This is a genomic window from Xanthomonas floridensis (assembly GCF_001642575.1).
Taxonomy (GTDB): Bacteria; Pseudomonadota; Gammaproteobacteria; order Xanthomonadales; family Xanthomonadaceae; genus Xanthomonas; species Xanthomonas floridensis.
Map to the genome: position 1 here is coordinate 148,985 of NZ_LXNG01000045.1, position 14,249 is coordinate 163,233.

The 14,249-nt window shown below is 66.6% G+C and carries 16 protein-coding genes and 1 other RNA gene; 4 read left to right on the forward strand and 13 right to left on the reverse strand.

The window, feature by feature from the left end; all coding sequences use genetic code 11:
- Nucleotides 1–438: 438 nt before the first annotated feature.
- Nucleotides 439–1,062 (reverse strand): thiamine phosphate synthase, encoded by a 624-nt coding sequence (gene thiE, locus A7D17_RS18695; RefSeq protein WP_064510472.1) that lies wholly within the window; start codon nt 1,060–1,062, stop codon nt 439–441.
- Nucleotides 1,063–1,085: 23 nt separating this feature from the next.
- Here thiE and A7D17_RS18700 point away from each other — a divergent pair, with 23 nt between their 5' ends.
- Both A7D17_RS18700 and A7D17_RS18705 read left to right on the forward strand, forming a co-directional pair.
- A complete protein-coding gene (locus A7D17_RS18700; protein WP_064510473.1) occupies nt 1,086–1,325 on the forward strand; it encodes a rubredoxin in 240 nt (79 codons plus the stop codon).
- 217 nt (nt 1,326–1,542) lie between these two features.
- Entirely contained in the window at nt 1,543–2,013 is a 471-nt protein-coding gene (locus A7D17_RS18705) for a hypothetical protein (protein WP_064510474.1), read from the forward strand.
- A gap of 157 nt (nt 2,014–2,170) precedes the next feature.
- Here the strand turns inward: A7D17_RS18705 and A7D17_RS18710 are convergent, their stop codons facing one another.
- The 8 genes from A7D17_RS18710 to A7D17_RS18745 all read right to left on the reverse strand — a co-directional run bounded on the left by A7D17_RS18710 (nt 2,171) and on the right by A7D17_RS18745 (nt 7,224).
- A complete protein-coding gene (locus tag A7D17_RS18710; protein WP_064510475.1) occupies nt 2,171–3,016 on the reverse strand; it encodes a SirB1 family protein in 846 nt (281 codons plus the stop codon).
- A gap of 75 nt (nt 3,017–3,091) precedes the next feature.
- A complete protein-coding gene (locus A7D17_RS18715) occupies nt 3,092–3,538 on the reverse strand; it encodes a DUF192 domain-containing protein (RefSeq protein ID WP_064510476.1) in 447 nt (148 codons plus the stop codon).
- Nucleotides 3,539–3,916: 378 nt separating this feature from the next.
- Nucleotides 3,917–4,564 carry a ribose-5-phosphate isomerase RpiA gene (gene rpiA, locus A7D17_RS18720; protein WP_064510477.1) on the reverse strand — a complete coding sequence of 216 codons (648 nt, stop codon included), beginning with the start codon at nt 4,562–4,564 and terminating at the stop codon, nt 3,917–3,919.
- A gap of 106 nt (nt 4,565–4,670) precedes the next feature.
- Entirely contained in the window at nt 4,671–5,141 is a 471-nt protein-coding gene (locus tag A7D17_RS18725; protein ID WP_064510478.1) for an EVE domain-containing protein, read from the reverse strand.
- A complete protein-coding gene (locus A7D17_RS18730) occupies nt 5,138–5,728 on the reverse strand; it encodes a 5-formyltetrahydrofolate cyclo-ligase (RefSeq protein WP_064510479.1) in 591 nt (196 codons plus the stop codon). The genes A7D17_RS18725 and A7D17_RS18730 overlap by 4 nt, the downstream gene beginning before the upstream one ends.
- Before the next feature lie 698 nt (nt 5,729–6,426).
- Nucleotides 6,427–6,610, reverse strand: a non-coding RNA gene (ssrS, locus tag A7D17_RS18735) — 6S RNA.
- Nucleotides 6,611–6,706: 96 nt separating this feature from the next.
- Nucleotides 6,707–7,006: a cell division protein ZapA gene (locus A7D17_RS18740; protein ID WP_064510480.1), complete on the reverse strand. Its 300-nt coding sequence runs from the start codon at nt 7,004–7,006 to the stop codon at nt 6,707–6,709.
- On the reverse strand, nt 7,003–7,224 hold the full coding sequence (locus tag A7D17_RS18745; protein WP_039421372.1) for a TIGR02449 family protein: 222 nt from the start codon (nt 7,222–7,224) through the stop codon (nt 7,003–7,005). The genes A7D17_RS18740 and A7D17_RS18745 overlap by 4 nt, the downstream gene beginning before the upstream one ends.
- Before the next feature lie 238 nt (nt 7,225–7,462).
- Here A7D17_RS18745 and A7D17_RS18750 point away from each other — a divergent pair, with 238 nt between their 5' ends.
- Nucleotides 7,463–8,005, forward strand: a complete 543-nt coding sequence (locus A7D17_RS18750) for a YecA/YgfB family protein (protein WP_064510481.1) — start codon at nt 7,463–7,465, stop codon at nt 8,003–8,005.
- A gap of 10 nt (nt 8,006–8,015) precedes the next feature.
- Entirely contained in the window at nt 8,016–9,341 is a 1,326-nt protein-coding gene (locus A7D17_RS18755; RefSeq protein WP_064510482.1) for an aminopeptidase P N-terminal domain-containing protein, read from the forward strand.
- A 339-nt stretch (nt 9,342–9,680) separates the two neighbouring features.
- Here A7D17_RS18755 and A7D17_RS18760 read toward each other — a convergent pair whose 3' ends face one another.
- From A7D17_RS18760 to A7D17_RS18775, 4 genes are all read right to left on the reverse strand, one after another.
- On the reverse strand, nt 9,681–10,079 hold the full coding sequence (locus A7D17_RS18760; protein WP_064510483.1) for an XVIPCD domain-containing protein: 399 nt from the start codon (nt 10,077–10,079) through the stop codon (nt 9,681–9,683).
- A gap of 28 nt (nt 10,080–10,107) precedes the next feature.
- A complete protein-coding gene (gene pepQ / locus A7D17_RS18765; protein WP_064510484.1) occupies nt 10,108–11,433 on the reverse strand; it encodes a Xaa-Pro dipeptidase in 1,326 nt (441 codons plus the stop codon).
- A 61-nt stretch (nt 11,434–11,494) separates the two neighbouring features.
- The gene (locus A7D17_RS18770) at nt 11,495–11,842 is read right to left on the reverse strand and encodes a PilZ domain-containing protein (RefSeq protein ID WP_064510485.1); all 348 of its coding nucleotides are present in this window, start codon (nt 11,840–11,842) and stop codon (nt 11,495–11,497) included.
- Nucleotides 11,839–14,241 carry a DUF1631 domain-containing protein gene (locus A7D17_RS18775; protein WP_064510486.1) on the reverse strand — a complete coding sequence of 801 codons (2,403 nt, stop codon included), beginning with the start codon at nt 14,239–14,241 and terminating at the stop codon, nt 11,839–11,841. Before A7D17_RS18775 ends, A7D17_RS18770 begins: the two co-directional genes overlap by 4 nt.
- Nucleotides 14,242–14,249 lie beyond the last annotated feature (8 nt).

Here is a 14,249-nt window from a genome sequence, read left to right on the forward strand (position 1 = left end):
ACGCTGCAAGTACGTGCATGTAAGCTCCTTGGCGGCATCCATGCCGCCCAGGGTCCTGCGACGGTGGGCGCGCAAGGGCCTGTCGAGATGGTCGGTGCGCAGCTTTTTAAAAAACCACCAGCGACGCGCTGTCTTGAGCGTTCCAACAAAAACCACCAGCCAGCCGTCTGGCGTAGTGTCCTCACCGATTGCGGGACCGTTGGCGGCATGGATGCCGCCATCGAGCCTCCACGGACGGATTGACGGCGTGTCCCGCGCGCGGTGAGGGCACCACGCCCTCGACGCTGCGAGCTTACTGCGCGGCCCTTGCCCGCCCGAGACGGTGGGCTGGCAAGGACCCGTCACGATGGTCGGTGCGCTTGGTGCAAGCAAGGCATTCCATCCTGCGCGAGCGGCGTACGACGCAGCCAGCATCAATCGTCTTCAACGTTTACAGCACTACCACGCAAACCCGGCGCGATACGCCTGCACTGCAGCGACCGGATCCGGCGCCGCATACACCCCGCTGACCACGGCAATCAGATCGGCGCCTGCAGTGACGAGTTCGGGCACCTGTGCAGGTGCGATACCGCCGATCGCCACCCGCGGCAGGCCCAGTTCGGCAGCCTGCTGTAACAGGGCAGGGGTGGCGCGCCGGGTGGTCTGCTTGGTGGTGGTGGGGAAGAATGCACCGAACGCCACGTAGCTGGCACCGGCAGCCGCTGCGGCGCGGGCGCGCGCGATCTCGTCGTAGCACGACACCCCGATGATGGCCTGCGGCCCCAGCGCAGCGCGTGCGGCCGCCACCTCGCCATCGTCTTCGCCCAGATGCACGCCTTGCGCACCGACCTGCACGGCCAGCTGCGCATCGTCGTTGATGATCAAGGGCACGCCGTGCGCCGCACAGGCCTCGCGTAGGGCGCTGGCCTGGCGTAGCCGTAACGCCGCATCGGCCTGTTTGTTACGGTATTGCAACCAGGTGATCGCCGACAGCAACGGCGCGGTGCGCAGCAGCAGGCGCTGGGTGTTGGGCTCATCGGGGGTGATCAGGTACACGCCGCGGGCATCAAGGCGGTTGGGCATGGCAGCGCTTCCGAAAGCGGTGGATGGAGTGGGACAATGTAGCCCCACCGTCACATGACCGCGATTATCCGATGAGCGACACATCCACGACCATCTACCGCACCTGGATGTGCGTTGTCTGCGGGTTCCTCTACAACGAGGCCGACGGCATTCCCGAAGAAGGCATCGCGCCCGGCACCCGTTGGCAGGACGTGCCCGACACCTGGACCTGCCCGGACTGCGGCGTGACCAAGGACGACTTCGAGATGGTGGAGATTGATTGAAGAGACACTATCGAGAAATTTGATTGATCTGATGTCTGGAGAAGAATGGAATCATCTTTTTGGGTAAAAAGTTTCATGTGTGGAGCTGGAAATCCAAATTTTGGGAGAGTAGCCTTCGTGTGCAGCCAATAATGTCTGCCTGAGCGGGCACTGCTCCCTGGTTGCTTGCATGCTTGCCTGATTCTCCAAAGTATTTTCAATAATAAAAGGATTTTTTATGTTGAAGATATCGATGCGTGGGACGACGTTGGCCTTCCTCCCTATAGTGCCGTTCGGGGCGATTGGTTCCACGACTGCTCAACAGTCCCTTATTCGGGGCATGGGTGAGAGGTTGCCTGCGGGCAAGGCCAATGTCAGCCTCTCGCCGTTGTTCAAGGTCTATGTGTTCGAGAAAGCCGGATTGAAATTCGTCCAAATCAATTCTGTTAAGGACGACGTGTTGACCTTGCTGTCCGTGGCGCCAGGCGCGGCTGCGCAGTTGCCGATCGGACCCGGCGCGCAGCAGGAGATCGTCATCGCCAAGGATGAAAACGCGCAGGCGAGTGGATTGGCGACAATTCAAGCCACTTGTCCTTGCAGCGCACAGGTGGTTTATCGCGATGCGAACTACAGCATCGTCGGTGTCTATGGCACGAATGGGGAATACATCACTTCTCACATGGTGCCGACCACGCCACAAGCCAACTAAAAGTCGACCATCAGTTGGTCCATGCGAGGCCGCCAGTAAACGGGCGTCGTCTGTATTTGATTCGCACCCAGCGATGGTGGATGTGGATGGAATCTTGTTTGATATGCCACTCGGCAGTGCGTTGCAGCACTGCCAAGCGTTTGCTGTCTTTGCTGCCTCAGTGCGCGCGGGCGCGCTGACTGTTCAGCTCAACCAGATGCTCGTGCAGCTTTGCAGCATCCTGGGTGCTGGGATTGAGCAGCAGATAGCGCGACAGGTCATGCCGGGCACCGTTGCGGTGGCCCAGGTGCAGATACGCCATGCCGCGGTCGCGCAGCGCTTCGGGCTGGTCGGGCACCAGTTTCAGGATGCGGTCGGCGCTGCGTGCGGCGCGGTCCCAGTGCTCGGCGTCGGCGTAGACGCCATGCAGGTTGCGCAGGATGCGGATCAGGATCGCCCGGTGCGGGGCGGGGTCGAGGATCTGCGCCAGCGCGCGGTCGTCGGGAATTTCGCCGCCCAGGTGCGGACGCGCGCGTTCGCGCAACTCGTCTACGCCCAGCGGGCGGCCGCCATTGAACGGGTCCATCACCAGCACGCCGTCGTCCACCGGCAGACGCACCAGGAAATGGCCAGGAAACGACACCCCGGCCAGCGGGATGCCCAGGCGCCGGGCCACTTCGATCTGCACCATCGCCAGCGAGATCGGGTTGCCCAGCCGGCGCTCGAACACCTGGTTGAGATAGCTGTTGCGCGGGTCGTAGTACTCGTCGTGATTGCCCGAATAGCCCAGCTCATCGAACAGGTAGCGGTTGACCGCCGCCATCTTCAATGGCCACAGATCGATCGCGTCCACTTCGCGGCGCAGGTGCTCGACGTGGCTCTGCACCAGCGTGTCGTACAACTCGGCGTCCAGCTGCGGATACTCGTCGCGCGCAATCAACAGCGCAGTGGACATCAACGGCACCGCATCGTCGTCCAGGCTGGCGAGCGCGGTCCAATGGGGAAGTGGGAGCATGTCGACCATGCCGACAGAGTGTCGGCAAGCGGCGCGGGGTTCAAGTCCGGTACTTCCTGACAGGAGACACCGCATCGCTGTGAATCACTTCAGCTTGGGAATATCTGGGCTGAAAACAAGCTCGGTCCCGTCCTGGAGGTTGAGCTTGGCGGCCTGGCCGGCATTGAGCTCCAGCACATAGCGGGCCGGCGCCTTGCTGGGATAGGGCGGGCAGGCATCGCCGGCCGAACACGGCGGCACATCGCGCTGCTGGGACACCAGCCGGCGCTGGTCGTCGAAATACAGGATGTCCAGCGCGATCTTGGTGTTCTTCATCCAGTACGCCATCGGTTCCTGGCGGTCGTGGATGAACAGCATGCCGCGGTCTTCGTCCATGGCATCGCGGAACATCAGTCCCTTGGTGCGGTCGGCAGCGTTCTGCGCCAGTTCCACCTGGTAGCGCGTGCCGGCCAGTTCCACCCACGAGCCGCGGCTGGCGCAGCCAGCAAGCAACATCAGGCAGGCAAGGGCGAGGAAGCGGACAGGGCGCATGCGGCAGACCGGCGGGACAGGGGATGGCGCACCATCTGCCATGCGCCGGCGTGCGTCAAGCCGCTGGCATGCAGTTGCCGCCGAGCCATGCGGGTCCATCTATCGCCGGGTGCAGGCTGCGTGGTGCGAGGCGGGCGGTGTGACTATTGGAGTTTGCAGGCGCGGCGGTCGCTCCTGCCTGCGCGTGTGCAGGGTGCCGCCGGGAAGCAGGCTGCGTGCGGTGATCGCCCGGATGGCCTCGCAACGACCTGGCCCGAGGAAGAGGCGCCGGCACCATCGCAGACGCTTACGTGTGCAAGGTCGGTGGGTTGGCGCCGGGCGTCGTTGCGGGTGTCCGCGCATCGCAGGGGCGCGCGAGCATGGTGCGCGCGGCGTGCGTCAGAGCACGCGCGGCGGTTCGCCGCCGACGATCACCACATCGGCCGGGCGGCGCGCGAACAAACCCACGCAGACCACGCCGGGAATCTGGTTCAAGCTGCGCTCCAGCGCCACCGGGTCGGTGATCTGCAGGTTGTGCACGTCCAGCACCACGTTGCCGTTGTCGGTGACCACGCCGTCGCGCCACACCGGCTGGCCGCCGGTCAACGCCAGGATCTGGCGGGCCACCAGGCTGCGCGCCATCGGAATCACTTCCACCGGCAGCGGAAATTTGCCCAGCACCGGTACCTGCTTGCTTGGGTCGACGATGCAGATGAAGCGCTCGCTGGCTTCGGCAATGATCTTCTCGCGCGTCAGCGCCGCGCCGCCGCCCTTGATCAGGCACCGGTTCGGGTCGCACTCGTCGGCGCCGTCTACGTACAGCGACAGGTTGCCGGTGTGGTTGAGGTCCAGCACCTCGATACCGTGCTGGCGCAGGCGCGCGGTGCTCTGCTCGGAGCTGGACACCGCGCCCTTGATGCGATGGCCGATGCGGCCCAACGCATCGATAAAGTAGGCCACCGTCGAGCCGGTACCCACGCCGACGATCATGCCGTCTTCCACGTAATCGATCGCCTTCTCGGCGGCCAGGCGTTTTGCTTCGGACATTTGGGGGCTCGGGATTGGGGAATCGGGAATCGGGATTGGGGAATCGCAAGAGCGGCTGGGCTGGGCCAGGATTTGCAAATCGCAAATCCCGAATCTCTACTCCCGGCTACTCCATCGCCAGCAACAATTTCCACTGCGCGGCGGTCACCGGCAGGATCGAGAGCCGGTTGCCGCGTGCGATCAGCGGGAAGCCTTCGCCCAACGCATCGGCGTGCTGCTTGATCTCGTCCAGCGAAATCGTGCGTTTGAGTTTGCGCTCGAACGCCACGTCCACCAGCATCCAGCGCGGGTCTTCGCGGCTGGCCTTGGGGTCGTGGTAGTCGGATTTCGGCTCGAACTGGGTGTCATCCGGGTACGCGGCGCTGGCCACCTTGGCGATGCCGACGATGCCGGGCACCTTGCAGTTGGAGTGATAGAAAAACACGCCATCACCGACCTGCATGCCATCGCGCATGAAATTGCGCGCCTGGTAATTGCGCACCCCATTCCACGGTTCGGTGCCGACGCGTTCCAGATCGTCGATGGAAAAGGTGTCCGGTTCGGACTTCATCAACCAGTAGCGCTTGCGGGCAGTCATACGGAAACGGCGTCGTCGTTCAGGAGAGTGGCGTGTTCGGTGCAGATGGCATCCACCGTCACGTCCCAGGATTCGGTCGGCAAGGCAGGCACCTGTTGCGCGGCGAAGCCGACGCCGACCAGCCAGGGTGGCGGCGCCTGGCGATGCCGGAACGCGAAGCTGCGATCATACCAGCCGCCCCCCATGCCCAGCCGCCGACAGCCCGCGTCAAAGCCGGTGAGCGGAGTCACCACCAAGGCCATGTCCTCTGGTGCCAGGGTGTCGGCGCGGGCTACATCCGGCTCCGGGATTCCGTAGCGGTTGCTGACCAGCGCCTGGCCTGGCCGCCATGGCGCAAAGCGCAGCACGCGCCCGTCCAGCACCGGCAGGCAATAGCGTACGCCCGCCGGCAGGCTGAGTTGCCAGCGATGCAGCGCGATCTCGCCATCCATCGCCCAGTACCCCGCCACCGCGCCGGTGTGCGGCGCAAACGGCAGCGCCAGCAAGCGCTCCGCCAAGGCATCGGCGGCGGCCAGGCGCTGCGCGGCCGGCACGCTGCGCCGCTGCGCGCGCAACTGTTGGCGCAACGCCTCTCGATCCTCGGTCATCGGTGTCTCGCAGCGGTGAGGGAGGCATATTGTCGGTGGCAGGACTCCACCTGCCTAGCGGCGCGGCCGGATTGGCGCGATGACGGTGTGCCGCGTCTGCTGCAAGCTGCGTTGTCGCATGTGTCGTCGTTGCGGATCCCTCTCGTGGCAGGTCACGTCATTGCAGCGCTTACCCGGTGGCATGTGTGGGTGCCCAGGTGCGCGGCCGCGCCATTGGCAGGTCCGCATGCTTGCGGGAGCGCGTGGGCATGATGGGGCGGGCGATCGCTGCACGCGGCAAGGTTCTGGCTTCCTCAAAGGAGCGGGTGAGGGGGGACGGGTCCGAGCGTGTTTCACCAGCGATCGCGGAAAAAAGATGGCGAGGTCAGGCGTGCCATGCCCAAGCGCATCGGTGCAGGGCGCCCAGATCGCACTCGGTGCCGATTCGATGGTGTTGGGCGCGGGTTCGCGCCCCCCGCGCTGACAGCACGGGGCGATGGGCAGCGGCATGGTCGCGGCAATCCAGCGACGCGTCGCATCGCTGCAGTGTCCATCGGCGTGACCGTGCCAGGACGTCGCTGCGCGAGCGCAGCTGCGAACGCACATCCCGGCACTGCGGCAAGGTCATGCCCACGCCGCCGGCCGCAAGCGATGGACCGCAAAAGACAAACCGCGGACGCACAAAAAGAAACGACGCCCGAAGGCGCCGTTTCAGATTTGCATTCTCCGCCGTGACGATGCGGGCGAAACGACCTTGAACCCGGGGTTCAAGTGGGGACGTTGTGAGGCCATCGGGCTTCCCGCTACAAGGCGGACCTGCACACCCGGCTTCGTCGCGCCCCCGTGGTCGTAATTAAGGGACAAGGCGAATGTTTTGCACGCTGTCGTTTACAGCAGAGAACGCAGGCGAATTATAGACCTCTGCCGCGCCATGGCTAGCCCATTCGTCGGTGCGCGCGTTCGAAAGTTCATCTTTGCGACGGCAGTGCGACGTGCGCCTCAACGCGGCGTGTCGGCCACGCTGTCCAGACGGCGATTCAAGGTGTCCAGCGTAGTCGCCAATTCACGGTCGTACAGCGCCTGCTGGTCGCGCAGTTGCTGCAATTCATGCGCCAGGTTGAGCGCTGCCAGGACCGCGACGCGGTCCACCGCAGCCATGCGGTTGCTGCCGCGGATCTCGCGCATGCGCAGATCCAGCAGGCGCGCAGCGGCCGTCAGGCTCTCGCGTTCTTCGGCGGTGACGCCCACCGTGTATTCACGATCCAGAATACGCACGCTGACCGGTTCGTTGCTGCTCACGTGTGCTGCTCCAGTGACTTCAACCGCGTGATCATCGCTTCCACGCGCGAGCGCGCCTGCTCGTTCTTGGTCAGCAACTGCGAACGCTCACCGATCAGCTGCTCCTGCTGATGTCGCAGGCTGCGGTTCTCGTCGGTCAATCGTTGAGTACGCTCGACCAACGCCTCCACGCGGGCGGCAAGTGCGCGGATCTGGGCGAGGGCGGCGGCGTTGTCCATGTAGTCACGATAGGGGGCCGTGCGCGCGGCGGTCAAGCGCTCGATTGACGGACGGCGGTACCCCGCAAGCGCAAGCCTGCCAAGGCTCGGCGTCGTGTGGTCCCGGCCTGGCGCGGCGGGCGTGGAACGCTGCATGGAGCCATGTGATGGCGGCGGAGGGGGAGGGCACCTTGGTACACTGGTAGGTCAAATCGCCCGGCGTGCGCGGGCACCTTACTGCCCTTAACTGGATGACTCGATGGATCTGCCTGACGTGACCGCTGTGCAAACCGAAAGCCGCCAGCTCGCGCTGGCGTCCTCTGCGGCGGAACTGCATGGCGGGCTGTGCGGGTGGCTGTCTGGCGGCGGCGCCGACAGCGCCGACTGGCTGGCACGCATCCTTGCCGAACCCTCCCAGGTGGCGCCAACGCAGGGCGGCGCGCTGGATCAGCTGCGGCAGGCCACGGTCGCGCAGTTAGAAGACCGTGACTTCGCCTTCGAGCTGCTGCTGGTCGAAGACGGTGCCCCGCTGCCGGCGCGCACCGACGCCTTGTTCGACTGGTGCCGTGCGTTTTTGGGCGGCTTCGGACTGGCCGCGCAACAGCGCCCGGCGCTGACCGAGGAAGGCGAGGAGGCGTTGCAGGACCTGGCGCGTCTGGCGCAGGCCTCCAGCGAGGATTTCGATGCCGGTGAGGAAGACGATACCGCGCTGGCCGAGATCGAGGAATTCGTGCGCGTGGCGGTGCTGTTGCTGCATGGCGACTGCGTGATGGGGCCGCGTTTCCGCCAACGTCTGAACTGATCGTCGCTCTATGAAAAAGCTCACCGGGATCGGCGCGGCCGAATATGCGCGCCGGCGCAAGCAGCTGATGCAGATGGCCGGCGAGCACGCCATCCTGATCCTGCCGGCTGCGCCCGAGCGCGTCCGCAGCCACGACACCCATTACCCGTATCGACAGGATTCGGACTTCTGGTACTTGAGCGGGTTTCCCGAACCCGAAGCGGTGCTGGTGCTGGTACCCGGCCGCAAACATGGCGAGGCGATCCTGTTCTGCCGCGAGCGCGATGCCGAGCGCGAAGCCTGGGACGGCCCGCGCGAAGGACAGGACGGCGCGGTGGAGCGCTATGGCATGGACGATGCCTATCCCATCGACGATGTGGACGAGATCCTGCCGGGCCTGCTCGAAGGCCGTAGCCGTGTGTACTACCACTTCGGCCGCGACGTCGATTTCGACCTCAAGCTGATCGGCTGGCTCAAGCGCGTGCGCGAGCAGGTGCGCCACGGCGCGCAGCCGCCGCACGAATTCCTGGAGCTGGGACACCTGTTGCACGAGCAGCGCCTGTTCAAGTCGCGCGACGAGATCGCGCTGATGCAGCAGGCAGCCGACATCAGCGTGCGCGCGCATCGTGCGGCGATGCGGCTGGCGCGCCCGGGCGTGCACGAATACGAGTTGCAGGCCCAGGTCGAGCGCGAATTCCGTGCCGCCGATGCGTGGCCGGCGTATGGCAGCATCGTCGGCACCGGCAGCAACGCGTGCGTGCTGCACTACCGCGCCAATGCTGCGCGCAGCCGCGACGGCGAGCTGGTGCTGATCGATGCCGGCGCCGAGTACCGCGGCTATGCCGCCGACATTACCCGCACCTTTCCGGTCAACGGCCGCTTTACCCCGGCGCAGCGCGCCCTGCACGATCTGGTCGGTGCCGCGCAGGCCGCCGCGCTGGCGCAGGCGCGCCCCGGCGTGGCCTACGAGGCGGGGCATCTGGCCGCGGTGGAGACCCTGACCGAAGGCCTGCTGCGCCTGGGCCTGCTCAAGGGCAAGCTGGAGCGCAACATCGCCGAAGGCCATTACAAGCGGTTCTACCGGCACAAGACCGGTCACTGGCTGGGCCTGGACGTACACGATGTCGGCGACTACAAGCTGGCTGGCGAGTCGCGGCTGCTCGAACCGGGCATGGTGTTCACCATCGAACCGGGGCTTTATGTGTCCGCCGACGACACCTCGGTGGATGCCAGGTGGCGCGGGATCGGCATCCGTACCGAAGACAACGTGCTGATCACCGCCGACGGTCACCGCGTGCTGACCGATGCGTTGGCGCGCAGCGCCGATGAGATCGAGGCGGAAATGGCCGGCACCTGAGCGGTTGCTCCGGTGCGGTCAGCGTGCCTGGGTAGCGGTGAGGGCTTGCGGGGCGCATACGCTCGCCGCTGATGGCGACCGCCGGATTACCTCCGGCGACCGCCGGATTACCTCCCGGTGAATCCAGCGGAGCTGGCGCCCACACCGAGACCTCTGCCAGATCGGGGTTTGAAGGAGTCTACGGTCGGCAATGGCGCACGCTGCCGCGACGCACGCTGCCGCGACGCACGCGCCGCACGTAGCGCTGGTGCGATGCGGATGCGTGGATGCCGCGCCTCACCTGCCCATCTTTCTGTTCGCCGCGATCAGTGCAGCGCCAGCTGCGGCGCCTTGCGCGGGCTACTGCCCCAGCTGCGGCGTCTGGCTGCGCTCCGGTTGCTGTTCCTGCTCGCCGGGGCCGGCGAGTTGGCGCGCACGCTCAAAGGACTGCGCTTCGGGGGTGCTCAGTGCCTGCTCGGTCTTCATGTGCGCGCGCAGATGCGCCGGGTTGCCTGGCTCGCCCTGCACCACGAATACGTTCTCGCCGCCGTGCACACCGGTGCTGTTTGCCTCACTCATCAGCACGTGATCCACGCGCGACAAGCCGTTTTCCTTGGCCAGCGGCAACAGCGCGGCGGTGAGCCGCGCGCTGGCCTGATCGGGGGCGCGTCCGTGCGCGGCGTCGATCGCGTGCACGCCGCGTTCGATCTGCTGATACATCGGATGATCCGGATGCGAGGCCTGACGTGGGTCGTTCATGGGAATGTTCCGTGTGGCACAGGGCCGGTCATGCGGCGGCAAAGACCGGGCGCGTCAGGTTTTCCGGCGCGTCATCGGTACACACCACTTCGTCTTCGATGCGGATGCCGCCATAGGGCGAGAACTGCTCCACGCGCTGCCAGTTGATGCTGGCGGCGTGGCCGTTGCGTTTCACTTCCTGCAGCAGCATGTCGATGAAATACACGCCCGGCTCGATGGTCACCACCATGCCCGGCTCGAGGACGCGGGTCAGGCGCAGATACGGATGGCCCGCCGGCCGCTCGATGCGTCCGCCCTGGTCACCGGCAGCAAACCCCGCCACATCGTGCACCTGCAGGCCGATCAGGTGACCCAGGCCGTGCGGGAAGAATGCAGCGCTGACGCCGGTGGCCAGTGCAGCCTCGGGCGAGACGGTGAGGATGCCGAACTCCTTGAGGATGCCCATCAACGCCAGATGCGCGTCCACGTGCAGTTGCTTGTAGTCCACGCCGGCACGCACGCTCTGCCCCATGCGCACCTGCGCGGCGTCCACTGCCTCGATCAGCGCCTGGAATTCGCTGCCGGTATCGGCGGCATAGGTGCGGGTGATGTCGCTGGCATAGCCGTAGGCCGAGGCGCCGGCATCGATCAAAAAGCTGCGCAGCGGTTGCGGCGGTTGCTGGCCCAGCTCGGTGTAATGCAGCACCGCGCCATGGTCGTTGAGCGCGATGATGTTGCCGTAGGGCAGGTCGTTGGCGTCCTGGCCCACCGCGGCGCAATACGCCATGTGGATGCCGAATTCGCTCTGGCCGGCGCGAAACGCGGCTTCGGCGGCGCGGTGGCCGCGGACGGCCAGTTGCTGGGCGATGCGCATCAGCGCCAGTTCGTATGGCGTCTTGAAGGCGCGCTGATACTCCAGGTAATCGAGCACCGGCTGCGGGTTGTTCGGCACGTAGGCGCCGAGCGCGCTGTGCGCCTCGCCCAGGATGGCGCAGCGTTCGCTACGCGCGGGCAGCAGCGCCAGCGCCTCTTCGGGTGTGCGGATGACATGGATATCGCAGTGCTCCACCCACCAGCCGCTGGGTGCGTCGGGCACCACGTGCCAGTAATCGAACGGCTGATGGAAGATCACCGTCGGGCGCTGGCCCGGGGTGTAGACCAGCCAGCTGTTGGGCACCCGCGTCAGCGGCACCCAGGCCTTGAACTGTGGGTTCACCGCATACGGGTAATCGCGGTCGTCGAACACCTGGTAGTGCAGGTTGCCGCTGGGCACCACCAGATGATCGAAGCCGCCGCGCTGCAGCGCCTGGTCGGCGCGCGTGGTGAGCGTGCGCAGGTGGTCGGAATACAGGTGGCTGAGGGACGGCTGGGGCATGCGGGACTCGATCGGCGATGCAAAGGCAGGACGCGATTTTGCCGCAAACCCGGTGACGCGGTCAGCCCACCATGTGTTCTTCGGCGATCCAGGCGCGCAGGCGCAGGCGATGCGGCTCGGACATGCTCAGGAACCGAAAGCCGGCCCAGGCCTGGCCGGGTGCGTGCGCCGCGTCCGACCACAGCAGGTGCACGCCGACATCGATCTCGGTGGCGCGGCCGATGCGCTCGGGCAGGCTGAAGCGCAATTGGTACAGCGCATCGTCGTGCAGCGGAACCGAAGCCAACAGCAGCATGCCGGTTTCGGACACGTTGCCGACGCGGCCGATCTGCGCCTCGCTGAGCATGTCGATGACCGGCACCAGGTCGCTGGGCTGGCGGCGTGGCGCGCGGCGGGTGTCCTGGATCATGGGCGAGCCTCTGCAGGGGAATGGCCGGCCAGGCTGCGCAGGGTCCGCACGGTGGCGTGCCAGGCGCGATCGATCAGCCGCGATTTTTCTTCCACCAGCAGCCGCGCCTGGCCGCTGGCCATCAGCCGTGCCAGGCCGTCGAGCGAGTGGTCGCCCACCTTCTGCCCGCGTTGATTGACGAACAGCGCGTGGTCGGTCATCGGGCTGTACCAGGACAGCCGCTGCCGTCGCAGGTCGCCCTGCTGGTTGATGGTGAATTCGAACCAGGTCCCGAACGGCAGGCTGCGCAGCTGCGTGTAGTAGTCCTCTTCCGCCGGCGTGCGTGGCGCCGTTGCCGGCTTGCGCGCTGCGCCCTCGCCCTGGTCGCCCAGCCGTGCACGCGCCTTGAGTTTGGCGGTGAGCTCGGTGCGCGACGTGAGTTCGTCCTCGCCGCCGGGCGTGGACAGGCGGCGCGCGATCGCCGCCGCTTCGTCGTGGTGGTAGCCGACCTGCAGCAGCGCGGTTTCCACATCGGTGGCAAGCGCGGTGTCGATGGGCTCGCCCTTGCTGCGGCAGGTGACCTCGGCGATACGCGCGGTCAAGGCCTGGCGTTCGTCCCATTCGGGCGACTGCTCGCCCTGGCGCAGCAGGGTGAGGGTGAGCACATCGGACCAGGCCTGGCGCAGTAGCGACTGCACGAATCGTGGCGGTGCGCTGCGTTCGCACAACTCCTCGATGCGGGCCTGTGCTTGCTGCTTGGCCGATTCCAGCCGCTCCATGCCGCGGGCGGCATCCACATGCCGGCGTTCGGCAACCTCGGCCTTGCGGCTGAGCGCGCGCAGATGCGCCTGGATGTCGTCGTTGGCGGCAGCAAACACCGCTTCGTCGCCCTGGTAGGTGTCGACGATGCGGTCGACCGCGCTGCCCAGCTTGTGCAGCAGCTGCGGGTCGATATCTTCTTCGCCCAGCCACACCGCGCCGGACTCGGCCACGGTGTTGAGCAACTCGCGCACCGGGTGTTGGTCGCGCACGAAAAAATGCGTGTCGGTCAGTGCGGCGCGCACCACCGGGACCTGCAATTTGGCCAGCAGCGCCTGCGCCGGGGTGTGCTCGCGCACCTCGCGCTGCATCTGCGCATACAGCAGGCCGAGCAGGTCGAAGGTGTCGGTGTCCTGCGGCGACAGCGCCGCGGTGGGCCCATGTTGGGCACGCAGCACCTCCAGCACCTGACGCTGGACCGCATCGATACCGCTGGCTGGCGAGGCCGGGTTGGCCTGCGCGCGCAAGGCGCCTTGCAGGCTGGCCAGTGCCTCGCCAAGCGCGGCCTTGGGCACCGCAACCGAGGCCGCCGCAGCGGGCGGTGCGGCAGGCTGTGCCGCGGCGGCCTGTACCAGGCTGCCTGGCGCGGCGCCCTGGCGTGCGTTGCCGGCGCGCTGTGCCTGGCGTGCCGAGGACATCAGGCCGCCGAGCGCCTGCGCGGCATCGGCCAGTACCGGTGAGCCGGCCACTGCACCAGTGGCGGCGTCAGCCGGTGGTGCAGCGGCTGCGCCCTGCGGATCGAGCAGCGCGCTCTGCCAGGCGGTCGGTGCGGATGCGCCACTCCAGCCGGTGGCCGGCCGCCCCGCACGCTGTGCGTTGCCGCGCGCGGTAGCCTCCTTGGGCGTGGTTGCAGCAGCCGGGGCCGTGCGCCGGGTCTGGACCTGGGTGGGTTTGACCAGATACGGGTGATAGATCAGCCCCGGCAGGATGCCCTCGTGTTCCAGGGCGCTGTTGGCGCGCTCGAACAGATCGCCCAGCCGGTCCATGACCTGGCGCTCGAACACCTTGTACAGGGTCAGCTGCCCGTCCAGGTTCAGCCCGAGCGCGTGGCCGCATTCGCGCAGGATCCGGCACAGCGCGTACGGCCCGAGTGGCAGGGCTTCCAATTCGAATTCGGGCACCGCGCCGATCACCGCCAGCCGCTGCGCGAGCAGTTGCAGTGCATCGGCGCGCCGCGAGGTCTCGCGCCGGGCAATCTCGCTGAGCACGATGTCGCGGTCGATATCGGTGTCTTCCACCAGCGTGAGCATCTGCGGATGCGCAGACGCATCCGGCGGCGGCATCAACGCAGGGCGTGTGTGCAGGTTGGACAGGTCCTGCGCCAGTTCCTGCAGGAAGCGCTGTGGAAAACGGTCGATGTGATCGCGCAGCCCGCGTGTCTGCGCATAGGTGTCGGCCTGGATCTGGCTGTTGCGCGCATGTTCGGCCTGGTGCAGCAGCTCGCGCTCCAGCTCGACGATGGTCAGCCGTAACGGTCCGCCAAGCGCCTGCACGCAGTGCGCATGCAACATGCCGAGCAGGCGCCGGCCGCGCGCGGACACGGGCGCTTCGGCGATCGGGCCGCTGAGCGTGGGCTGCAGGGAAGAGGCGGGCGTGGACATCCGGGGGT